General features: G+C 56.0%; 25 protein-coding genes and 2 pseudogenes. 15 read left to right on the top strand and 12 right to left on the bottom strand.

The features are described from left to right. Nucleotides 1–42: 42 nt before the first annotated feature. Nucleotides 43–210: pseudogene (locus KHQ23_RS21920) on the top strand (isocitrate/isopropylmalate family dehydrogenase); the annotation flags it as partial. Nucleotides 211–482: 272 nt separating this feature from the next. On the opposite strand, the gene KHQ23_RS21915 reads toward KHQ23_RS21920, so the two are convergent. The 4 genes and pseudogenes from KHQ23_RS21915 to KHQ23_RS21900 all read right to left on the bottom strand — a co-directional run. After that, entirely contained in the window at nt 483–1,196 is a 714-nt protein-coding gene (locus tag KHQ23_RS21915) for a helix-turn-helix transcriptional regulator (RefSeq protein ID WP_004140538.1), read from the bottom strand. Beyond that, on the bottom strand, nt 1,193–1,585 hold the full coding sequence (locus tag KHQ23_RS21910; RefSeq protein WP_004190914.1) for a hypothetical protein: 393 nt from the start codon (nt 1,583–1,585) through the stop codon (nt 1,193–1,195). The genes KHQ23_RS21915 and KHQ23_RS21910 overlap by 4 nt, the downstream gene beginning before the upstream one ends. Further along, entirely contained in the window at nt 1,578–1,901 is a 324-nt protein-coding gene (locus tag KHQ23_RS21905; RefSeq protein ID WP_032434336.1) for an antibiotic biosynthesis monooxygenase, read from the bottom strand. Before KHQ23_RS21905 ends, KHQ23_RS21910 begins: the two co-directional genes overlap by 8 nt. A gap of 122 nt (nt 1,902–2,023) precedes the next feature. Continuing rightward, a pseudogene (locus tag KHQ23_RS21900) lies at nt 2,024–2,197 on the bottom strand (hypothetical protein); the annotation flags it as partial. Between KHQ23_RS21900 and KHQ23_RS26570 the strand changes: the two are divergent. Beyond that, nucleotides 2,145–2,330: a hypothetical protein gene (locus tag KHQ23_RS26570; protein ID WP_004140532.1), complete on the top strand. Its 186-nt coding sequence runs from the start codon at nt 2,145–2,147 to the stop codon at nt 2,328–2,330. The pseudogene KHQ23_RS21900 and the gene KHQ23_RS26570 overlap by 53 nt on opposite strands. Before the next feature lie 20 nt (nt 2,331–2,350). Here the strand turns inward: KHQ23_RS26570 and KHQ23_RS21895 are convergent, their stop codons facing one another. From KHQ23_RS21895 to KHQ23_RS21885, 3 genes are all read right to left on the bottom strand, one after another. Then, the gene (locus KHQ23_RS21895; RefSeq protein ID WP_004140530.1) at nt 2,351–2,578 is read right to left on the bottom strand and encodes a DUF1272 domain-containing protein; all 228 of its coding nucleotides are present in this window, start codon (nt 2,576–2,578) and stop codon (nt 2,351–2,353) included. Nucleotides 2,579–2,690: 112 nt separating this feature from the next. Next, the gene (locus KHQ23_RS21890) at nt 2,691–3,884 is read right to left on the bottom strand and encodes a zinc-dependent alcohol dehydrogenase (RefSeq protein ID WP_004140529.1); all 1,194 of its coding nucleotides are present in this window, start codon (nt 3,882–3,884) and stop codon (nt 2,691–2,693) included. A 67-nt stretch (nt 3,885–3,951) separates the two neighbouring features. After that, on the bottom strand, nt 3,952–4,287 hold the full coding sequence (locus KHQ23_RS21885; protein ID WP_040154132.1) for a hypothetical protein: 336 nt from the start codon (nt 4,285–4,287) through the stop codon (nt 3,952–3,954). 219 nt (nt 4,288–4,506) lie between these two features. Between KHQ23_RS21885 and KHQ23_RS21880 the strand changes: the two genes are divergently transcribed. The 6 genes from KHQ23_RS21880 to cydB all read left to right on the top strand — a co-directional run bounded on the left by KHQ23_RS21880 (nt 4,507) and on the right by cydB (nt 9,183). Continuing rightward, on the top strand, nt 4,507–4,692 hold the full coding sequence (locus tag KHQ23_RS21880; protein ID WP_004150795.1) for a general stress protein: 186 nt from the start codon (nt 4,507–4,509) through the stop codon (nt 4,690–4,692). Between the two features lie 90 nt (nt 4,693–4,782). Next, nucleotides 4,783–5,277, top strand: coding sequence for a ferritin-like domain-containing protein (locus KHQ23_RS21875; RefSeq protein ID WP_004148027.1), 495 nt, complete (start codon nt 4,783–4,785; stop codon nt 5,275–5,277). Nucleotides 5,278–5,303: 26 nt separating this feature from the next. After that, nucleotides 5,304–5,810 (top strand): ferritin-like domain-containing protein, encoded by a 507-nt coding sequence (locus KHQ23_RS21870; protein WP_004140514.1) that lies wholly within the window; start codon nt 5,304–5,306, stop codon nt 5,808–5,810. A 16-nt stretch (nt 5,811–5,826) separates the two neighbouring features. Then, entirely contained in the window at nt 5,827–6,714 is an 888-nt protein-coding gene (locus KHQ23_RS21865; protein WP_004179357.1) for a manganese catalase family protein, read from the top strand. Between the two features lie 55 nt (nt 6,715–6,769). Next, nucleotides 6,770–8,176 (top strand): cytochrome ubiquinol oxidase subunit I, encoded by a 1,407-nt coding sequence (locus tag KHQ23_RS21860; RefSeq protein ID WP_032434338.1) that lies wholly within the window; start codon nt 6,770–6,772, stop codon nt 8,174–8,176. Next, entirely contained in the window at nt 8,173–9,183 is a 1,011-nt protein-coding gene (gene cydB, locus KHQ23_RS21855; RefSeq protein WP_004183659.1) for a cytochrome d ubiquinol oxidase subunit II, read from the top strand. Before KHQ23_RS21860 ends, cydB begins: the two co-directional genes overlap by 4 nt. 115 nt (nt 9,184–9,298) lie before the next feature. Here the strand turns inward: cydB and KHQ23_RS21850 are convergent, their stop codons facing one another. Further along, nucleotides 9,299–9,496, bottom strand: coding sequence for a hypothetical protein (locus KHQ23_RS21850; protein ID WP_032434340.1), 198 nt, complete (start codon nt 9,494–9,496; stop codon nt 9,299–9,301). Between the two features lie 566 nt (nt 9,497–10,062). On the opposite strand from KHQ23_RS21850, the gene KHQ23_RS21845 reads away from it, so the two are divergent. The 3 genes from KHQ23_RS21845 to KHQ23_RS21835 all read left to right on the top strand — a co-directional run bounded on the left by KHQ23_RS21845 (nt 10,063) and on the right by KHQ23_RS21835 (nt 11,998). Then, a complete protein-coding gene (locus tag KHQ23_RS21845) occupies nt 10,063–10,695 on the top strand; it encodes a helix-turn-helix domain-containing protein (protein ID WP_004150791.1) in 633 nt (210 codons plus the stop codon). Nucleotides 10,696–10,734: 39 nt separating this feature from the next. Next, on the top strand, nt 10,735–10,914 hold the full coding sequence (locus KHQ23_RS21840) for a hypothetical protein (protein ID WP_004140501.1): 180 nt from the start codon (nt 10,735–10,737) through the stop codon (nt 10,912–10,914). Between the two features lie 397 nt (nt 10,915–11,311). Further along, nucleotides 11,312–11,998 carry an EAL domain-containing protein gene (locus KHQ23_RS21835; RefSeq protein ID WP_004150790.1) on the top strand — a complete coding sequence of 229 codons (687 nt, stop codon included), beginning with the start codon at nt 11,312–11,314 and terminating at the stop codon, nt 11,996–11,998. Between the two features lie 112 nt (nt 11,999–12,110). Here the strand turns inward: KHQ23_RS21835 and KHQ23_RS21830 are convergent, their stop codons facing one another. Together KHQ23_RS21830 and KHQ23_RS21825 are read right to left on the bottom strand one after the other, a co-directional pair. Further along, nucleotides 12,111–12,275 carry a hypothetical protein gene (locus KHQ23_RS21830; protein ID WP_032410895.1) on the bottom strand — a complete coding sequence of 55 codons (165 nt, stop codon included), beginning with the start codon at nt 12,273–12,275 and terminating at the stop codon, nt 12,111–12,113. Between the two features lie 33 nt (nt 12,276–12,308). Beyond that, the gene (locus KHQ23_RS21825; protein ID WP_004140497.1) at nt 12,309–13,817 is read right to left on the bottom strand and encodes a UbiD family decarboxylase; all 1,509 of its coding nucleotides are present in this window, start codon (nt 13,815–13,817) and stop codon (nt 12,309–12,311) included. A gap of 120 nt (nt 13,818–13,937) precedes the next feature. Here KHQ23_RS21825 and KHQ23_RS21820 point away from each other — a divergent pair, with 120 nt between their 5' ends. Beyond that, the gene (locus KHQ23_RS21820) at nt 13,938–14,828 is read left to right on the top strand and encodes a LysR substrate-binding domain-containing protein (RefSeq protein WP_004150788.1); all 891 of its coding nucleotides are present in this window, start codon (nt 13,938–13,940) and stop codon (nt 14,826–14,828) included. A 6-nt stretch (nt 14,829–14,834) separates the two neighbouring features. Here the strand turns inward: KHQ23_RS21820 and KHQ23_RS21815 are convergent, their stop codons facing one another. Then, on the bottom strand, nt 14,835–16,619 hold the full coding sequence (locus tag KHQ23_RS21815) for a sensor domain-containing diguanylate cyclase (protein ID WP_019705575.1): 1,785 nt from the start codon (nt 16,617–16,619) through the stop codon (nt 14,835–14,837). Between the two features lie 73 nt (nt 16,620–16,692). Beyond that, the gene (locus KHQ23_RS21810) at nt 16,693–17,901 is read right to left on the bottom strand and encodes an HD-GYP domain-containing protein (protein ID WP_211776841.1); all 1,209 of its coding nucleotides are present in this window, start codon (nt 17,899–17,901) and stop codon (nt 16,693–16,695) included. Nucleotides 17,902–18,203: 302 nt separating this feature from the next. Between KHQ23_RS21810 and fraE the strand changes: the two genes are divergently transcribed. The 3 genes from fraE (at nt 18,204) to leuE (ending at nt 21,551) form a co-directional block, all read left to right on the top strand. Continuing rightward, complete coding sequence (gene fraE, locus KHQ23_RS21805; protein ID WP_004150784.1) at nt 18,204–19,247, top strand: fructose-asparagine asparaginase; 1,044 nt, start codon at nt 18,204–18,206, stop codon at nt 19,245–19,247. 661 nt (nt 19,248–19,908) lie between these two features. Beyond that, the gene (gene lpxP, locus KHQ23_RS21800; RefSeq protein WP_004148038.1) at nt 19,909–20,823 is read left to right on the top strand and encodes a kdo(2)-lipid IV(A) palmitoleoyltransferase; all 915 of its coding nucleotides are present in this window, start codon (nt 19,909–19,911) and stop codon (nt 20,821–20,823) included. Nucleotides 20,824–20,912: 89 nt separating this feature from the next. Beyond that, nucleotides 20,913–21,551 (top strand): leucine efflux protein LeuE, encoded by a 639-nt coding sequence (gene leuE, locus KHQ23_RS21795; RefSeq protein WP_004150783.1) that lies wholly within the window; start codon nt 20,913–20,915, stop codon nt 21,549–21,551. The last annotated feature ends 128 nt before the right edge of the window (nt 21,552–21,679 follow it).

The raw sequence follows: 21,679 nt of genomic DNA, 5'->3' as shown, positions 1-21,679 counted from the left end.
TAATAAATAATAAAAACAATATCTTATCTGTTTTTGTGGTAGGTATTGCTGCGCCACATGCAGTGGTTCGAAGCCGCAGACCTGATTGTCAAAGGCATGGAAGGCGCTATCGCCGCCAAGACCGTAACCTATGACTTCGAACGTCTGATGGAAGGCGCTAAACTGCTGAAATGCTCAGAGTTTGGCGACGCGATTATCGCGAATATGTAATCCCGTTGGTGGATTAAGTAAAAGCGGGAGCCGATGGGCTCCCGTTTTTTTTCGCCTTCAGGCAATTATTCTGCCGGACGCTTGAAGCATTAGGCGATGGCGAATGTCCCGCAGCGCAACGTTCAACAAAGCTATATACCTCATGACAGGGAGAGATCCATTTGCCGTAAGAGCTCGCATGAAAACGGATTGCACGCCAGGCGTCATACTGATGGCCCGACCGGCTTAAACCGGTGCCGTTCGGCGAAAATGTGCTGTAGCCTAAACTCAGGCTATCCGCTCACTTTCAGATTAAACAGCCGGGACAGCGCCGCTCTGCCGCTATCCGTCACTTGTACTTCCCGATATCCCGGCGCGCGCGTTATCCATCCTTTTTGCAGGAACAGCGTCATTAGCGCCGAGCCGGCGTCGCCTCCCAGATGAAAACGTCTTTCGCTCCAGTCGAGACAGGGGCAGCAAGGCTTACGCCGTGGGCGGGCGTTCAGTACTGCGCCAAGGCGTTCAAGCTGGGTTTTACCGGCTGACGTCAGGGCCAGGCCATCTGCCGCCAGCCATTTTTCCCTCAGCATAAATTCATAAATATTGACCGCCAGCTCGCCCGCCAGATGATCGTAGCAGGTCCGGGCGTAGCGAAGATTAACCGGCGTGCTGGGGAGAAGCGTCTTATGCGCTTGCATAGAGACGCCCATCAGGTTTTCCAGCAGCCCGGCAATATGCGAGCCCGCCAGGCGGTAATAGCGGTGGCGCCCCTGCGCGAGACACACCACCAGTCCGTTGCTGAGCAGCCGGGCAAGATGGCCGCTGGTGGTGGAGGCGGACACCTCGGCGACCGTACTGAGTTCGGTTGCCGTCCATGCGCGCCCGTCCATCAGCGCGCAGAGAATACTGACCCTTGACGAGTCAGAGAGGGCGGAGGCCACCATCGCCATAGCTGTTTCCAGCGCCTCCTCTGGCTCACTGTCTTGCTGCGGTTTCAGGAGATTCATTCAGAAAGTATGGCCCATTTTTTGGTCACTTCCGCTGCCCGGGCGTCATCATCGGTAAGGAGAATGAGCCGGTTACGGTGGTCGCTGTACTGTACCAGAATATTAATACCATTATGGGCCAGGGTGTCCGCGATGTCTCCCAGTTCCCCAGGACGTTCCTGAGGTAACTTTCGTATCAGAGGACGGCATACATTGCTGACCGTAAAGCCGGCCTCGGTCAGCACCCTGCGGGCTTTCTCACCGTCTTCCACCAGAAAATGCGCATGTCCGGCATCAGGCGTGGTGAATACGCCACCGCCTTCGAGCCCCACGCCGTTGTTACCCAGCGCCATACCCATTGCGCCAAGCGAGCCCGGCGAGTTGCTGAGAATCACGTGAATGTCATACATCTGACTGTGCTCCCCGATCCGATGCGTAATCCCGGAACACGCGGGCTACGCGTATTTTGTAATATGAAAAAATCGATGCTTTGCCTTCGCGCTGGGCAGCCAGATGCCGCTCATTTTGCTGCCAGTTGGCCACCGAGGCTTCATCTTCCCACCAGGATAGCGAGAGGATTTTGCCGGGCGTACTCAGGCTCTGAAAGCGCTCAATGGCAATAAACCCCGGCGTGTCTGAAAGCAAAGGCGTCAGCCCGGCCGCCAGCTGAAGATATCTTTCCTGTGCTTGTGGTAAGGCGTCGGCCTCAAAAAGTACCGCAATCATAAGTCTGCTCCGTGGTGAATTTCCCGGCAGTCTACTGACGGTCAGAGCAGGAAGCTTCGGTGTGCAGCGAAATATGCCTGGCAGGAGATCAACGATTGCAACGGAAATGCTCCCAAGCGTTTTTGCGATGGTGAATAAAAAAGAACGCCAGCCATGCGATACGGCAGCCTGAGCGCACAGGGCTGGCTGAGTTTTAGTGAAATCGCGATGTGGGGGGATAAACCCTGACGGCTGCGGCTATCGATGAAAGCGATCGCCGACGGGCAGTACGGGCGGGAAAGCCGTTTTACTGACATGCAGAATATGAACCCGGAAACGCTCGCCCGGACTAGCGAAGCGCCGCCGGGCGATAATCGGAAGAGCACGTTGTCTGCCACCGGTCACGCCTTCAGGCTCCGCGCTCTCCTCGGGCGTGGATTTTTACCTTAGCCGGGAGACCTGCGTCTCGCCTACTGTGCATGGCGGCGCAGGGTGGAGGCGGGGTGGCGCCGCAGCGCCTCTTCGGGACGCACAGGGCGCCGCACCAGTTCGCCGCCGCAGTTCGGGCAATGTCCGTTCAGTCGCGTCGTCATGCAGTCCCGGCAAAAGGTGCACTCGAATGAACAGATAAACGCCTCGGGTGAGTCTGGCGGCAGATCTTTATCACAGCATTCGCAATTCGGACGTAACTCGAGCATCAACTTCTCCTCTGGTGAACGGCTATATCAGCGACGGCGGGCCAAAGCACGCTATGTTTATATCATGCCGCGATCGGTCCGCCGAGAATTTCCTTGCGCGGTAATCGCCTTCTCAGAGGGTCGCCTTCCCGGGCTGCATTCCCGGTACGAGGATCACTTTGCGGCACGCCTCTTCACGTTTCTCAAAGATCTGATAGCCGCGCGCGGCCTCCTCCAGCGGCATATGGTGAGTGACAATCTCCTCCGGGGTAAGCAGCCCTTGCTCAATAAGCGCCAGCAGATCCGGCAGCCAGGCGTGGACGTGGGTTTGTCCCATCCTGAAGGTCAGTCCTTTATCAAAGGCATCGCCAAACATAAAGCCGTGGATGAAACCGGCGTAAACCCCGGGTACGCTGACGATGCCGCCGCGGCGCACGGCGGCGATGCACTGGCGCAGGGCTTTTCCGCTGCTCCCCTCGATTTTCAGGGTGCTGAGGACGGTTTCCGTAAGGCTACCTTTCGCCTCGAAGCCCACGGCGTCGATCACCGCGTCGACGCCGCGATGGCCCGGCGTGTTATCGATAATCCACTGCGCAGGATCGTCATGGTGGTCAAAGTTTATCGGGATCGCGCCATAGCGTTGTTGCGCGAAATCGAGTCGGTAATCGTTATGATCGATGATAAATATCTGTTCTGCGCCATTGAGCCTGGCGCAGGAGGCGCAGAGCAGGCCTACCGGGCCGGCGCCAAAAATAGCCACGCTACTGCCGGGTTTGACCTCGGCGTTTTTAACCGCCTGCCAGGCGGTGGGCAGAATATCTGACAGAAACAGCACCTTTTCATCGGGTAAGGTGTCTGGCACTTTAAACGGTCCGGTATTGGCTTTGGGGACCCGTACATATTCCGCCTGGCCGCCCGGGATCCCGCCGTACAAATCGCTATAGCCAAACAGCGCCGCCGGTGGCGAAATGCCTTTTCGATTGAGCGTCGCTCCCTGGCCGCTATTGGTGCTTTCGCAGGCGGCATACTGCTGCAAGCGACAAAAGAAGCAGTCTCCGCAGGCGATGACAAACGGGATAACCACCCGGTCGCCTTTGCGGACCGCGGTGACCTCGGAACCGGCTTCCACCACTTCCCCCATAAATTCATGGCCGAAAATATCACCATGGTGCGTGCCGGGGATCTTTCCGCGGTACAGATGCAGATCGGAACCGCAAATCGCTGTCGCGGTGACGCGCAGAATAATATCGTCCGCTGCCTCAAGAGCCGGGTCAGGCATGGTGTCGACGCTGACATGATGCGGGCCGTGATAAGTGAGTGCTTTCATAGAATATTCTCCTCGAGAGAAAGGTTGACAGCATGCGGTTCTTCGGCCTGGTGAACGGCTGCTATCGTCACCGATAAATCATCGTAAAAAATAAAGCGTAGAGTACTAATAATGGAACTGCGTGATATTCCAGGAGCTGAATATATTCCACGCTTCGCTTATTTCCCGGCTGGTCTGTTCGAGTTATTTGCCTATTGCCCTTATGTGTGCCAGTATTAATCGGGTATGATATTCGCTCCATTTTGTTTGCTAGCCGCTTCCCCAGCGGCTTTTTTTTATCCGTAAAATCAGGGAAAATTCTTAATTTCCGTCTGGCAAAGGACAATGCTGCCGCTTCGTTATATAACCCAACGGTAGTAATCCTCCGGTATAGATAATTCTTTGCCGCAGAGGTGATCTGCATACATTATTTCCCTGAACACAGTGAGTTAGCGTCAAGGTGCCGTCTGGTTATTTTTGAGGTGTCTTGTAGAATTATTCCGAATTACTGCTAAAAGGTGTCGAAAAAACGGAATAATAATTTGACTAACCAGCATTACCCGCTAGATTTAAATATCGAACGACGAGTGATACGGAATATTTTCGTATCGTACTGACATAACCGATATACATGAGGTGAAATATGGCAGAGCATCGTGGTGGTTCCGGTAATTTTGCTGAAGACCGTGAAAAAGCTTCTGAAGCAGGTCGTAAAGGTGGTCAGCACAGCGGCGGGAACTTTAAAAATGATCCGCAGCGTGCGTCCGAAGCGGGTAAAAAAGGCGGACAGAATAGCCACGGCGGTGGCCGCAAGTCCGATAATTCCTGATTATCCTTTTCCTTGCACCCTGAAGTGAAAGTATCTCCTGCGAGTCTGTCACAGACTCGCAGTTATTTTCTGACTCCAGAAGGTATTTCTATGAATATGAAAAGCATTGAAGATGTATTTATTCACCTGCTCTCAGATACCTACAGCGCAGAGAAACAATTAACCCGCGGGCTGGCTAAACTAGCCAGAGCGGCGTCCAGTGAAAAACTCAGCGCGGCGTTCAATGCTCATCTTGAAGAAACCCAGGGCCAGATCGAACGTATCGACCAGATTATTGAACAGGAATCCAACCTGAAAATCAAACGCATGAAATGCGTGGCCATGGAAGGATTAATCGAAGAAGCTAATGAAGTCGTTGAGAGCACGGAAAAAAATGAGGTACGTGATGCTGCATTAATTGCCGCTGCGCAAAAGGTCGAGCATTACGAAATTGCCAGTTACGGTACTCTGGTCACCCTGGCAGAGCAGTTGGGCTATAAAAAAGCAGCCAAACTGCTTGCCGAAACCCTGGAAGAAGAAAAACAAACCGATGTGAAATTAACCGATCTGGCGGTAGGTAATATTAATAAGAAAGCGGAAAAATAAACTCTCCCTGACACGAGGAAATCACGATGAATCACGTTGAACATTACCATGACTGGCTACGAGATGCGCATGCCATGGAAAAACAGGCAGAGTCCATGCTGGAATCAATGGCTGGCCGTATCGATAATTATCCGGATCTCCGTGCCAGAATCGAACAGCATGTTAACGAGACCAAACGGCAAATTACCGTGCTGGAAGAGATCCTCGACCGCAATGAGATTTCGCGCTCGGTGATTAAAGATTCGATGAGTAAAATGGCGGCTCTCGGCCAGTCCATCGGCGGGATGTTTCCTTCCGATGAAATCGTCAAAGGCTCGATCAGCGGGTACGTTTTCGAGCAGTTTGAAATCGCCTGCTATACCTCTCTGCTGGCGGCCGCTGAAAAAGCGGGCGATACCGCCTCCATCCCAGCCATTGAAGCCATCCTGGCGGAAGAGCGGGAAATGGCCGACTGGCTGATTAAACATATTCCTCAGACCACGGAGCAGTTTCTCCTGCGTTCAGATGCTGACGGCGTAGAAGCGAAAAAATAACCCAGGAGGCAGGCCTATGTTTCGTCATGTGAAACAACTGCAGTATACCGTACGCGTTGCTGAACCGAATCCGGGGCTCGCGAATTTACTGCTCGAACAGTTTGGCGGCCCTCAGGGCGAGCTGGCCGCCGCGTGTCGTTATTTCACCCAGGGATTAAGCGATGACGATCCCGGCCGCAAAGATATGCTGATGGATATCGCGACAGAGGAGTTGAGCCATCTGGAGATCATTGGCACTTTGGTCGGCATGCTGAATAAAGGCGCCAAAGGAGCCCTGGCGGAGGGCACCGAGAGCGAAGCGGAACTCTATCGTTCGCTCACCGCCAACGGCAATGACAGCCATATTACATCCCTGCTGTACGGCGGCGGTACCCCGCTGACCAACTCGGCGGGCGTGCCGTGGACGGCGGCCTACATTGATACTATCGGCGAACCCACCGCCGACCTGCGGTCGAATGTCGCGGCGGAGGCGAGGGCGAAGATCGTCTATGAACGCCTGATCAACGTGACCGACGATCCTGGCGTGAAAGACGCGCTGGCCTTCCTGATGACCCGCGAAGCGGCGCATCAGCTCTCTTTTGAGAAGGCCCTGCAGTCGATTCGCAACAACTATCCACCGGGCAAACTGCCGCCCATTAGCGAGTACGCTAACACCTACTACAATATGTCTGAAGGTGGAGAAGTACGCGGCAGCTGGAACAGTGACAAACACTTCGATTATGTCAAGGATCCACAGCCGGGCGTAGACGGCGGAGATGGCAGTGCTTCTGTCGGCCTGACGCCAGAGCAGGAAGCGCTGTGCAAAGCGATGCTGAAGCGAACGCAGTCTGACCCGCAGGGCGATCCTTTGACCGGCGCCGAACTCGGCGCCGGGAAGCAAAACACTTCATCATCAGCTAAGTGATGTTCGCATGAGCCCCGGCTGCGGCCGGGGCGATTCACAATGATGGGTGTGGAATATGTTTGAATTCGACGCGTTTCATCTGGCCCGATTGCAATTCGCCTTTACCGTATCCTTCCATATCCTCTTTCCGGCCATCACCATCGGCCTTGCCAGCTACCTTGTGGTGCTTGAGGGGATGTGGCTGCGAACCCGGGATAATGTCTGGCGTTCACTCTACAATTTCTGGCTGAAAATTTTTGCCGTCAATTTTGGCATGGGCGTAGTCTCCGGATTAGTCATGTCCTATCAGTTCGGCACCAACTGGAGCGGATTTTCCCAGTTCGCTGGCAGTATTACCGGCCCGCTGCTGCTGTACGAAGTGCTGACCGCCTTCTTCCTTGAAGCGGGATTCCTCGGGGTGATGCTGTTTGGCTGGAATAAAGTGCCGCCAGCGCTGCATTTTTTTACCACCAGCATGGTGGCGCTTGGCACGTTGGTTTCTACCTTCTGGATCCTTGCCTCCAATAGCTGGATGCAGACGCCGCAGGGTTTTATCATCGAAAATGGCCATCTCATCCCGCAGGACTGGCTGGCGATTATCTTTAACCCCTCTTTTCCGTATCGCTTGTTCCATATGGCGATAGCCGCGTTTCTCAGTAGCGCCATGTTCGTCGGGGCGTCTGCCGCGTGGCATCTTCTGCGCGGCAACGACTCGCCGGCCATCCGCAAAATGCTGTCGATGGCGATGTGGATGGCGCTGCTGGTAGCGCCGATCCAGGCGGTGGTGGGGGATATGCATGGTCTTAACACCCTTGAGCATCAGCCGGCGAAGATCGCGGCCATCGAAGGGCACTGGGAAAATCGCCCCGGCGAGGCCACGCCGCTGCTGCTGTTTGGCCTGCCGGACATGGAGCAGGAGCGGACCCGCTATGGTCTGGAGATCCCCGCTCTCGGTAGCCTGATCCTTACCCACAGCCTGCATAAGCAGGTGCCGGCCCTGAAAGACTTCCCGAAAGAGGACCGACCCTATTCGCCCGCCGTCTTCTGGTCGTTTCGCATCATGGTCGGGATGGGCGTGTTGATGATCGCCTTAGGGATCTGCAGCGCCTGGCTGCGCTATCGGCGGCGGCTGTACCACTCGCGTCCCTTCCAGTGGTTTGCGCTCTGTATGGGGCCCGCCGGTCTGATTGCCCTGGTCGCCGGGTGGGTGACCACCGAGATGGGCCGCCAGCCGTGGGTGATATACGGGTTGCTGCGCACGCGGGATGCGGTGTCGTTGCACAGCACCCTGCAGATGGCCATCAGCCTGCTGGTATTTATCGTGGTTTACTGCGCCGTGTTTGGCGTGGGGTATTACTACATTTTCCGGCTTATCAAAAAAGGGCCGCAGCCGGTGACGGAGCTGACCTCGCAAACCGCAGGCACCCCGGCGCGTCCGCTCTCAGCGGCTGAGCCGGTGCGTGATGAGGAGAACGCATCATGAGCATCGATATCTCGGTGATTTGGTTTGTCATCATTGTCTTCGCCACGCTGATGTATATCGTGATGGATGGTTTCGATTTAGGTATTGGGATGCTGTTCAGCGTGGTGCATGATGGCGAAGAGCGCGATGTGATGGTCAACAGCGTCGCCCCCGTCTGGGATGGTAACGAAACCTGGCTGGTGCTCGGCGGGGCAGGGCTGTTCGGCGCCTTTCCGCTGGCCTATGCGGTGATCACCGATGCGCTGGTTATCCCGCTGACGGCGATGCTCATCGGCCTGATTTTTCGCGGCGTGGCCTTTGAATTTCGTTTTAAAGCGGTTCCCTCGCATCGCATCTTCTGGGACTATGCCTTTGCCGGCGGCTCGCTGTTGGCGACCTTCAGCCAGGGGATTGTCGTCGGCGCGTTTATCAACGGCTTTGCGGTGGCTGACCGCCGCTTCGCCGGTTCGACGCTGGACTGGCTTACCCCTTTCAATCTGTTCTGCGGTCTGGGGCTGGTGGTGGCCTATCTGCTGCTGGGCACCACGTGGTTGATTATGAAAAGCGAAGGCGCGCTGCAGCAGCGGATGCGCGAGCTGACCCGCAAGGTACTGCTGGCGCTGATGGTGGTGATTGCGGTGGTCAGCGTCTGGACGCCGTTGGGCTGGCGCTACGTGGCGGAACGCTGGTTTACGCTGCCCAATTTCTTCTGGTTCGTGCCGGTGCCGATTCTGGTGTTGGCTCTGAGCCTGTGGATCTGGCGCCTGAGCGCGCGCCCCGCCAGCCACGCCCGTCCCTTTATCCTGACGCTGGGCCTGATATTCCTCGGCTTCAGCGGGCTGGGGATCAGCGTCTGGCCGAACATTATTCCACCGCATATCTCCCTGTGGGATGCCGCTGCGCCGCCCTCCAGCCAGGTATTTATGCTGCCGGGGGCGCTGCTCATTATCCCGGTGATCCTGATGTATACCGCCTGGAGCTACTACGTCTTTCGCGGCAAAGTCTCCGGCAGCGAGGGCTATCACTGAGCCTGATTCGCGCCGGCAGGTGAGGATTTGCTGGCGCGTCGCGCCGTCCGGTCAGGGATGACCGAGAGGGATGCGCACAAACCGGTGATCTGCTGCAACGACTCTGGCCGGGTGTTTATGCCTTCGGCGGCTTGATCTTAATAATAAATCGTTCGTTAACCCGGGTGATCCTCGCGCCAATATCGCCAAACTCGGTGGCGATTTTAAAAAAATCGTCCGCGGCGACATCAAAATCGAGCTCAATCTTCGAGTGTTGTCCTGTCGCCAGTAATTCATAGAAATGGTCAAGGCTGCGGGCTTTTTCGCTAGGCATCTTATTTCTCCATGGTAAACCGATCTGCAGGGGTTTTATTGCTTACGGCGCTTTTACGGATTATTCAGCAGGATGACAAACGTGCCTGATATAAAATTATGCAATGACAGTAAGAATGAGGCAGGGCGAGGTTATTCCGTGTTGTTAAACCGCGTGGCGACGCGTTGTCCGCCATACCATGACGGCAGAGACGACCCTGCGGCGCCGGTTGATGATAGACATTTTTTGATGACAAGTTAATGACAATAAAATGAATCTGTCCGGGCTTGGGATGGCATCGTGCTAAATAATTTTATTCTGTGGCTGTTAAGGTGGTTGTTAACTACTTTATGGTGATGGAGCGTCTTTTTTAGGGCCAACGGCGAGGGAACAACGATGCAATTACTTGATTTATTCGCAGGCTTATTATGGTTAAGCAGCGTTATCTTCCTGCTGTTTGTTCTTGATGTGATCATCACCCGTTATCTTTATCGTAAATAATCGACAACGACAGCGGCGTTGGGCATAGGGGACGGCGTCGGAGGATGATAATATAACCCGCGGACTGATTCAGAAAGGAATGCGCGGTGGCCGGGAGAATTGATTACGATATTGAAAAATACCAGTTTACCGAAGCCGGTGAGACGCCACGGCTCCGGGAGCAGTGGCGCGAAGTATACCTGGAGTGTCGTCAGCTGCGGGCCGGGGCAGAGGAGCGCCTGCGCATTGCGTTACTGAACGTCGACTATGTCACCAGCTTCGAGCTGCCTTTTCGCCTGCTGCTGGTGCGCGCGCCGCAGCTAATCGCCGATGTTCGCGAGACGTTGCAGCTTAGCCGTAAAGCCGCCGTTTTCAACGGCAAACGTTATGGCTGCGTCTATAGTTTGAAACAGGATTTACAGGCTGTCCCGGAAGCCTTTCATTACCGCCTGGCAAACCGCATTCGTCGCGTCGATGCAACCGGGCTGACGGCGGCCCCGTACCAGCAGATTGCCCGGGAGATAAAGCCGGCCCGGGAGCGGCTCCGCCAGGCGCTGAACGCCGGCCTGCCGGTCACCGCTCTCGACGCCTTGTTCTGGTTCGGCAGTCAGCGAGTGGCGGCGGACATCGCGCAGTTGCGCCGGTCCGGCATGGCGATTGTCACGACGGAGGTGGAGGTCAGCGACAATTTGTTCAATACCACCCGACGAGTGCCCGTTTACCGCCTGGCCAGCGAGTGAATCGGCAACCTTTCGCCCAGCCGTTGCCTCTGCAGACAGTTGACCATTGCCCCGTCGAACCAGACGCACAGCCCTCTGGCGACAGGCCGCGGGGCCGGTTCCAGCCATGCGCTGGCGATGAGCATGAGGAGCATTAGCGCCAGTGGAACCATGTATTTTCTTTTCACTGCCCTTTATCCGCTGCGCCTGTTCTGCCAGCAAGGTAGCGGTAAAGTATGACGTTTCGTTGACCGGGGCAGCGTTTTTATTATCGGCAAGCGGTTGCGTTGGGCCAGAGATTATTCATCTTTTGGCATACGAGAGGACGAAAACTGGCGGCTTGTATTTTTGATTTTTATTACACCACGCTTTTTTTTGCCGCCGGGGAAAAGCGTAATGTGGCTACGACTGGATGCGGCTCGTCATGTAACTGGCTGGTTTGAAACAATATTTTAATTGTTGTCTAAACGCATGCGACAGCGGTGGCTAATTTATATTAATTCACTTTACCGATCAATAAATTATATGTTGATAGTTTTTAGCTATCGAATGTTTCTTATCGATCATTTTAAACTATTTTTGTTGGCGGGAAATATATGACATGCTTTAACCCTTTCTTATTTTTGGTATTTTTTAAATGGTTGAAGAAAACGCGAAAAATACCTCCTATCGCTTCGTACTGGAGCCCGCTATTAGCGATGATGGCAGCTGCCACTCGTGGGAATTGCTCACTAAAGATATTATAGCACCCGCACGAAATAACGCCTCAGCGCCCGCGTTTTCTTTCTCCACGCTTACCGAAAGCGATAAGCTTGCACTATTTACCCGACAAATCGAGTTGCTTTCCGTATTTGATTTTTCCCTGGTCGATAATAAGCCGATCTCGCTCAATATCGATGATTTATTAAGCCATTTTATTCTGACGGACCGCTATCTCTGCGATTTTCTGCGCTCGTGTAAGCATATTGCTTTGGAGATAAATGAGAATTTTCATGAGTTTATCGCCGGCCGCGAGCTGACGGCGCTAAGCACGCTGGCGGCGCTTTGTCCGGTCTGGCTGGATGATTTTGGTCGCGGGCGAACCTCCTTCCCGCTGCTGGAGAGATTCCGCTTCGATTGCGTCAAAGTGGATAAGGATTACTTCTGGGATAAAGAAAACGACCCCGCTTTGCCCGGTCTGTTGCAGTCTATTCATACCCTGACCGGCCATGTGATCGTTGAGGGTATCGAAACCGAAAAGCAAAAACGGTTAATCACTTCTGCCGGGGACATCATAGGTCAGGGCCGCTACTGGAAGGAAGAATATATTTTTCTTTGCGGTTGAGGGTCGACCGGGGGCTGGTTTCGGTTACCTGCTATTCTTTTATTATCCAGTTTTAAATACCCCCTTTGCTACAGATAGTCTTTATTAGCGCAGTGATAAGCGCCTCTCTTTTTTATGAAGGATCATTCCCTGTAAATACCCCCATGCGTAACGCCCCGATCGCCATTTCGACGTAAGCCAGGTGCTGACTTCTGAGCTGCGCGAGCTGGTGAAAAAAGATCTCGCCGCTGCGATCAATTAATCCTGCCTGCGCCATCCGCTCAGGATCGCGCGGCATGGAAAAATGCCGCCGTTTACCGGCGGCTATTGCTTATTTTGCGCTACCCTGGTTTTTTTCCAGCCGGGCGAAATACTCCGGTGCAAACGGGCGCGGATCGACGTCGGCAAACGGCGCGCGCTCAAAGTGCGATTTCAGCGCCCAGGGGACCGTGCAGTCAAAAATGGTCTTGCAGCTGATGCCATTTCCACGGATCGACGGGCTGTATTCCGGCGTCTGGGACGGATCCAGCTGGTGACCGCGAATGCCGGGGATTGTCGTAATGCTGACGTCCCCCTGCATGCGGGTGGTCATCGCCCACAGGATATCGTCGCTGTCAAAGATGTCGACATCTTCATCAACCAGAATAATATTTTTTAGCTCGGAATAGGTCGCCAGCGCCAGCAGCGCGGCCTGCCCCTGCCGGCCTTCATCGGCGGGTTGACGTTTTTTCACCTGCAGGATCCCGAGGAACTTACCGCCACCCGCGGTGTGGGCGTAGACATTTTGTAAAAAGCCCGGAATGGCGGCCTCGACGGCATTCCAGATACTGGCTTCCGTTGGCAGGCCGGCGAGGGTGGTATGCTCTTCCCCCGGTCCCACCAGGGTCTGCAGAATCGCATTGTTTCGCATGGTCACTGCTTTGACTTTGATTACCGGCAGCGACGGATTAGCGCCGCCGCAGTAGCCAGGAAATTCCGGCATCGCGTGGCCGCTATTGGTGTGCTGATCCTCTCTGACGCGCACGCCAGGCAACAGCTCACCTTCGATAACGATCTCGGCGCGGGCGATGGCTTTCTCCGGGACGCTGACGCCCTGAACCAGCTCCACCGGACGTTGACGCAGCGCGCCGGCGACGCCCAGCTCGTTATAGCCGAACGGCGTGGTAGGGGCTTCGAAGCAGGCGCCAATATAGATGGCCGGATCGAGACCCATATTGATGGTTATCGGCAGTGGTTTGCCGGCGGCCTCGGCCTTCTGGCGAAACACTTCGATATGGCGGCCGGCGGCAAGAAACATCGACAGCTCATCCCGGCCCTGAACGCACAAGCGGTGGATGGTGACGTCGGTCAGCGAGGCGTCGTCGGGATCGCTGGCCAGCGCCAGGCCCAGGCAGAAGAAGGGGCCGGCGTCGATAGGGGTGTTGGTGGGCGCCGGAAGCAGGGTGCGCAAATCAAAATCCGGATCGTCGGCCAGAAAGATCTGTTCCTGGCAGGGGGCGCTGCTGGCCGGGACGACCACCGGCGCGACCGGTTTTTTCACCGCCTTACCCACTTCAAGGGCCAGCTGCGAGGCTTCGCAGCCCAGCAGCAGCGCGGCCCGCTGGCGGCTGGCGTGCATACCCACCAGAATGCGCGAGTGTGGATAACCCTTAATATTGTTAAACATCATCGCCGGCCCGATGCGAGTGGGGCGCTTCACGGTGCCGCCCGCGCCGATATGGCGATAAACACCGGCCAGCTCGGCGTTAGGGTCAACCGGATGATCGGTTTCGAGATACTGATTGTCATGCTGTTGCAGCAGCGCGATGGCGTCGCGCAGATCCTGAATCGGTGCGGTCATGATGTTCTCCTTAGCGTATCGATGCGCACAGTATGCTTCGCAGGCTAATGGTTATCAATTGCATCATTTATGCTTTATTGATAAGCTTTTTCTTATCAATTTGTAGGGAGGAGTCCGACCATGTCCTTGCGAGCGTTACGCCATTTTGTGGTCGTTGCCGAAGAGTTGCATATGCACCGGGCGGCGGAGCGGTTACATATCGCCCAGCCCGCCCTCAGTCAGCAGATTAAGCAGCTTGAGCAGCGCCTGGGCGTGGTGCTCTTTTCCCGCGCTAACCGCCGTCTGACTCTGACCGCCGCGGGCGAGGCCTTTTTACACAAGACGCGGCTGGCGCTGGAAATGGCCGATCAGGCGGTGCTGGACGCCCAGCGCACCGCGCGGGGCGAGCAGGGGAGGCTGCATTTGGGGTATGTCTCCAGCGCGATGTACGACAGTAAACTGCCGGGGCTCCTGCGCCGGCTGCGCGCCGACTGGCCGGGGATTGAGCTGTCGCTGGTCCAGGGGGATGTGCAAATGCTCTACGAAGCGCTGTTGGATCTGCGTCTGGATATCGCCATCATCCGCGCGCCGCTGGCCTCGCCGCCGGACGCGCTGGTGGTCAGGCCGTTTGTACGTGAAAAGCTCTGCCTGGCGCTCTATCAACAGCATCCGCTGGCCGGCGTGGGCGCGCTTAATCTGGCCTCATTGCGCACTGACAACTGGATCTCGCTTGACGATCCGCAGGGCACCGGACTGGAGCAGGTTTTTATGGATGCCTGTCGCGTCGCGGGCTTTACGCCGCAGGTGGCGCAGCGGATTAACGACGTTACCTCGATGATTAGCCTGGTCTCCGCCGGGGTGGGAGTGGCGTTGGTTCCGCTCTCGGCGCGGGCCTTACGCCTTGATAACGTGGTGTATATCGATCTCCAGGATCGGCTGGCGGAGAGTGAGCTGAGCATGGTTTACCACCGCCATATTCGTTCGGCAGTGGTAAGGAAAGTTATCTCGCTGCTTAATACCGCTGAGCGATAGTCCCGGTTAGCTGGTCTTCAGGCGGCCAAAGCTGACAATCCTTGAACGGCCCAGCTCTTTCGCCCGGTACAGCGCGGCATCCGCCGCGCGAAGCAGACTATCGCTTTGGGTGTGCTGCGGGTAGCTGGCGATGCCAATCGACACATCCACCTGGCCTATCTCGGTCAGACCATCACGCAGCGTCATATTGCGCACCTGGGTGTAGATCTCGCTGGCGCACTGGTGCGCCCCGGCTTCGTCAATCCCGGGGAGCAGCACTAAAAACTCCTCGCCCCCGTAGCGGAAAGCCATGCCGATATCGCGCACCGCGCGCTGCACAATGGTCGCAACGCTCTTAATCACCAGATCCCCAGCCTCATGGCCATAGCGATCATTGATGGTTTTAAAATGATCGATGTCGATCATCAGACAGCTCAGCGGAGTATGGGTATGGACCGCCAGCGCCATCTGCGAATGCAGCGCTTCGTCAAGATGATGGCGGTTACGCAGGCCGGTCAGGGAATCGAACAGCGCTTTTTCCAGCAGGGCGCTGCGCAAACGCTGATTGGCCAGCGCCAGGCCCAACGCTTCCGCCATCAGCTCGAGATAGGCCCGGGAAGGAGCGTCACCGGCGGTGACGTTCTGGAAGGTCAGCAGGCCAATGGCTTCGCCCTGGGCGATGAGCGGTACGCAGAGCGACTGGCCGGCGTGCGTCTCCGGCAGATGATAGCAGGTGATATCGGGCTCGCCCTGCACCGGCGGATGGCTGAGTCCCCGCCGTATCGCCCAGCAGTCGTCGGGAGAAAAGGGCGTCGTCTCACCGGCGGGCGACAGCCACTGCGCTACGCAGCGCATCTGCCAGGGGTCGGTATCCAGAACATACAGTTTACCGGGGATCGTCGGGGCGATATTCGGCGCAAACCGCTCCGCCACCTTAATCACATCCTCAATGGTTTCACAGCCCTGCAGCCGCTGAGTCATACGCGCCAGCAGCTCGCGGATCGCCCAGTCGGCGTCGCGCTGCTGCTCCAGCCGCTGGCGGGCCAGGCCGTTCTCGCGAAAAATGCGGATCGCCTGAGCCATGTCACCAATCTCATCCACCTGGGTAAAGTGCGGCGTCTCTACCGCATAATCCTGGGAGGCGAGACGCTGGACTACGTCGCTCAGGCGAACCACCGGGTAGAGCACCCGGCGTTTGAGAATGAAGCCGAGGACGAACAAAAACATCAGGGCGGTCAGGCCGACCATGATTTCCGACAGCGTACGCCAGATCCGCGAGCGCTCGGTGGCCTGGTCGATAGCGACGGCGGCGCGATGCTCAAGCATCTGGCGGAAGCGATCGATCTGCGTCTGCATGCGCTCCAGTTCAGTCTCGTACGCGGTGCCGTACAGCACCGCGATGGCCGCTGGCGCATCGCCGCGAGCGACATGCGCCAGGGCCGCCTGCTGTTCATCCTGTAGCTCATTGGCGATCCGCAGGCCATCCTGGAGCAGCGCCAGCTCCTCGCGGCTGGCGCCGTTATCTTTCAGGCCGCCCAGCCGCTGCTCTATGCTCTTGTCGGTCTGCTGCAGCTGCTGATATTGCGTAAGCGTCTCCGGCGAAGGCTTTATCACGTACAGCCGGGCGAGGTCAGACAGCGCCCAGGCGTCGTTTTCCACCTCGTCGGAGAGGGTATCAAAGACCTGGCGCTGCTGTACCGCCTGGCGTTCGACGCGGTCGGCGCTGGAGGCCATGAGCATAGCGCTCCCGGAAGCCAGCGTCAGGCCAACGGTGATCCCGTAAGCCCAGTTAGTGATGGTGGCGATTCTCACCGTGAATTTCCTTGCATGCAGATGAAGCTGTTTTGATTATAGAACTCCGCCCCCGCCACGACGGCGGCCCGCTTCAGAGGCGGCGCTCGCTATGCAGAGGGGCAAGGGTCTGAAGAATGATGGCGTGTAGCGTTTCCGCATGGTGGCGCAAAACGAGGAAGACATCGCTATCCAGAGCGCCATTTATAACATCCGCTTCCATAATCTGTAAGGCTTCCTGCCAGGCCATCCCTTTACGATAAGGGCGATCTTCGGTCAGCGCGGTGAAAATATCGGCGATGGAGATAATCCGGTCGGCGAGGGTCAGGTGCTCCTTTTCGAGATGCAGAGGGTAGCCGCTGCCGTCCATTTTTTCATGATGATTCGAGGCCCAGTTAATGATGTCGCCGAGCTCGCTATAGTCGCTGAGAAGTTCGCCGGTCATGTAGCTGTGTTCCCGCACCTGACTCAGCTCCTCATCATCCAGCTCGCCCTCTTTTTCGAGAATGGAGAGTGGGATATAGACCTTGCCAATATCGTGTAGATAGCCGGCTATCTGTATTTGCTGGCAGGTGGGCTCCGGCAGCAGCATCCAGCGGGCAAGCTGGCGGGCGATTTCCCCCACCATGATGCTATGGGTGGCGGTAAAGCTGCTGTAGGTGTCGACGATTTTGGCAATCAGCAGGCAGACATCCTTCAGACCGTGAATATCCAGATAGCGCGTGTTGATGGGGCCAATAATCTCCAGCAGCCGCTGAATATGGCCGGGGTGAAGGTGCTGCCAGAAGTTCGCATTTTCAGCGACCTCGCACAGGATATCGCAGAGCGGCGGATCGATCTCCCGATGCAAAGCGACGAACTGTTCCACCACCGCCCGCGTGGGCCAGGCGGCAACGTGGCTATCGGCCGGCAGCAGCCGTTCAAAGGCATCAGCGAAATAGACAATGTGCTGTTCGCGGGAGCCCCGGTGGTTCGGGCTAAAATGGTGATCGCGAATAAAGGGAACGATGGGCTGGAAGGTCGCTAATCCCTCCAGCATCGCCACACCCTGGCGCTGATGCGGGTCGTGGATATTATCGATAGCATCCAGCGAATGAATGGTGCGTTTATCCCCCAGCACGCCGATATCGTGCAGCAGCGCGGCGCAAAAAATGGTCTGCTGCCGTTCGTCAGGCAGTTCCAGCCTTTGCGCCAGCGTCAGGGCGATTAAGGCCGTTCGTTGCATATGCCGGTGCAGTTCAGGGGTAATGATCTGGATGACTCTGGTGGTCAGCATCAGGGCCGACTTCAGGGCAATACGCATCTCTGTTCTCCGTTCGCGTGACCTGGCGGGCAAAAATGCTCTCGCCGGTGACGGAAGTGTCGATAATCTGATCGCAATGCGTGTTGTGTGTTGCTGAACAGGTAAATCCTCAGAATGTTTTGGTTCATAGCTCTGCCCGTTTCAGATCCAGTGGTGCACCAGAGTTGGGCGATATCGTCCTAAGAACCTTATTATTGTCTGATAGTTAACCATTTCCCCCCCAGAAAAGAAATGAATTCTGGCAAGCCCTTTGCATTAAGCAAGCGTAAGTTTGATTAATGTCTATGAAGGGAGTGACCTGTATGAATTTTAGAGCATTACTTGCCATTGCGTTATTGACGATGAGCAGCCTGGCGTTTAGCGAGACGCGTCTTCCGCATATTGTTATTTTAGCCACCGGCGGAACGATTGCTGGTTCGGCGGCCAGCAATACCCAAACAACCGGCTATAAAGCCGGGGCGATTGGGGTGCAGACGCTGATTAACGCCGTGCCGGAAATGAGTAAAATCGCTCACGTCGAGGGCGAGCAGGTGGCCAATATTGGCAGTGAGAATATGACCAGCGATATTATTCTCCAGCTCTCGAAGCGGGTGAATGCGCTATTGGCTCGGGACGATGTCGATGGCGTGGTGATCACCCATGGCACGGACACGCTGGATGAAACCCCGTATTTCCTCAATCTGACGGTGAAAAGCAACAAGCCGGTGGTCTTTACCGCGGCGATGCGCCCGGCGACGGCGATCAGCGCCGACGGGCCGATGAACCTGCTGGAAGCGGTCACGGTCGCCGCCGATCCTGATGCCCGGGGACGCGGGGTAATGGTGGTGCTTAACGACCGCATCGGCGCGGCGCGCTTTGTCACCAAAACTAATGCCACTTCGCTGGATACCTTCCGGGCGCCCGAGGAGGGCTATCTTGGTGTCGTGGTGGGCGGAAAACCCCAGTTCGAGACGCGGGTGGATAAAATTCACACGCTGCGCTCGGTGTTCGATGTGCGTCAGCTGAAGGTTCTGCCGAAGGTGGTGATTATTTATGGTTACCAGGACGATCCGGAGTATATGTACGATGCGGCGATCGCCCATCATGCCGACGGTATTATCTACGCCGGAACCGGGGCGGGGTCGGTGTCGGTACGTAGCGCCGCCGGTATCAAAAAAGCGCAGCAGGCGGGCATCGTGGTGGTGCGAGCCTCCCGTACCGGCAGCGGCGTCGTACCGCCGGATGACAGCCAGCCCGGGCTGGTGGCCGACTCCCTCAACCCGGCAAAAGCGCGTATACTGCTGATGACCGCGCTGACGCAGACTAAAGATCCGCAGCTGATTCAGCAATATTTCCATACCTACTGATCCTCTGCGGCGAGGGCGTTTTTCACACCCTCGCCGTGCTTTCTTCTCAATGACCTGGCTTCCATGCAAATCGATGGCGGATGATTGCCCATCATTCACTCCACCTGTGTTTCCCACGAGGCGTAAAGAAATATTTTTTATTGTCCGGCGGGCACAGTATTTCAATGCACCGCGCTTATTTTAAAAGCAGGTTTAAATAAGTCTATTCTTAATTGTTGTCTTAAAGTCGTTTTAATCTTTTTTATGCTGACGGATTAAAAAAGATGCATTTCGCAGTGGGACGCGTTTAATACTCGCTTTGCCAGACTACGATGCATCCCAACGCGGTCAGGCCGCCGATCGCGCGGCTCAGCGGACGCCTGCCACCGGCGGCCAGGGCCACACTGCGGCAGCTTTCGGTTGTTTTCGTTAGTAACGCTGATGATTAGCGTGAAAATGATATGCATGATGAATATATTAAGCGTGGTTCAAGATTTAAGTTTACATTTAGTAACATATGTGCCGCAATTATGTTTTTTTGTCAGCTTGCTGTTTTTTACTTGCCGGAGGGAATTTCAGCGGATTAGTATTGTCGAACTTGCTGTACGTACCGCCTAATGATGATAAATGGATTCTGTTTTCCTTAAGCGTTACCACATAATTAATGTTTACAGGAAAAATCATGGCCTGCGTATTTAATAAACAACTTTTACACCCGCGTAACTGGCTGACCTGGTTCGGGCTCGGCATCCTCTGGTTAATCGTGCAACTGCCTTATCCGCTGCTGCATTTTATCGGCACCAGCGCTGGTCGCCTTTCCCGTCGCTTTCTTAAACGCCGCGAACATATCGCCCGGCGTAATATCGAACTCTGCTTCCCGGACATGTCGCCAGCGGCGCGCGAGACGCTGATCGATCAAAACTTTATGTCGCTGGGAATGGGGCTTATCGAAACCGGCATGGCCTGGTTCTGGAGCGACGAGCGGGTCAAAAAATGGTTTGATGTCGAGGGGTTCGCCAACCTTAATCACGCGCTTAGCGGTGGGAAAGGGGTAATGGTCGTCGGCGTGCACTTTATGTCGCTGGAGCTGGGCGGCCGCGCGATGGGGCTGTGTCGGCCAATGATGGCCACCTACCGGCCGCACAACAGCCCGCTGATGGAGTGGGTGCAAACCCGCGGTCGCCTGCGTTCGAACAAAGCGATGATCGATCGCAACAATCTGACCGGTCTGGTGCATGCCTTGAAATCCGGTGAAGCGGTGTGGTTCGCGCCCGATCAGGATTACGGTCCCAAGGGCAGCGTCTTTGCACCTTTTTTCTCCGTCCCGCAGGCGGCGACCACCAACGGCACCTATGTCCTGTCCCGCTTATCGGGCGCGAAAATGTTGAGCATCAGCATGGTACGTAAGCTGGATCGCCGGGGCTATAGCCTGCATATCAGCGAGGTGATGAATGACTATCCGGGTGAGGATAAGCAGATCGCCGCCGGCTATATCAACAAGGTTATTGAGCGCGAGATCCTGCGCGCTCCCGAGCAGTATCTGTGGGTACACCGTCGTTTTAAAACTCGCCCGCTGGGCGAACCTTCCGTCTATTAACCTTCCCGCACAGGCTGCGCTTTCAAAATCCCGACAGTTGGGGTAACGTGAGCCGGATCATGTTTTAGTCGTGCGCGAAGGAGTGCAGAGTGTTCGCTGAGTTTGGTGTTCTGAATTATTTAACCTATCTGGTCGGGGCGGTGTTTATCATCCTCGTTCCTGGCCCTAATACGTTTTTCGTGCTGAAAACGGGTATTGCCCACGGGGTGAAGAAAGGCTATCTGGCGGCGGCGGGCGTCTTTATTGGCGACGCAGTGCTGATGTTTCTGGCCTTCGCCGGGGTGGCGACGCTGATTAAAACCACGCCGGTGTTGTTTAACGTCGTGCGCTACCTCGGGGCAATTTACCTGCTGTGGCTCGGGGGCAAAATGCTCTATGCGGTGCTGACCCAGCGCGACGGCCAGTCCGACGCCAGCGCGGAGCCGGCGAGCGCGATCCTCAAGCGCTCCCTGACCCTGAGCCTGACCAATCCGAAAGCGATTCTGTTCTATGTGTCGTTTTTCGTGCAGTTTATCGATGTCAACGCCAAAACCCCCGGCGTGGCGTTCTTTATCCTGGCGCTGACCCTCGAGGTGATTAGCTTCTGCTATATGAGCTTTTTGATCCTCTCCGGCTCGTTTGTCACCCGCTACGTCAAAACCCGCAAGAAGCTGGCTAAACTTGGCAACAGCCTGATTGGTCTGGTTTTCGTCGGGTTCGCCGCGCGCCTGGCTACCCTGCAGTCCTGATCCCCACGGGCCGGTTACCCGCTGACCGGCCCGCCGTCTCTTATTCTGCCCTGTAACAAAAACCCTTCATTTTTTATTGCATTGGTGTTACATATACAGCCGTTTATCGCTCAGCAAAAAGGAAGCCC

The organism is Klebsiella sp. 64 (assembly GCF_018223915.1).
Taxonomy (GTDB): Bacteria; Pseudomonadota; Gammaproteobacteria; order Enterobacterales; family Enterobacteriaceae; genus Klebsiella; species Klebsiella pneumoniae.
This window is presented reverse-complemented; position numbering and strand designations above follow the sequence as displayed.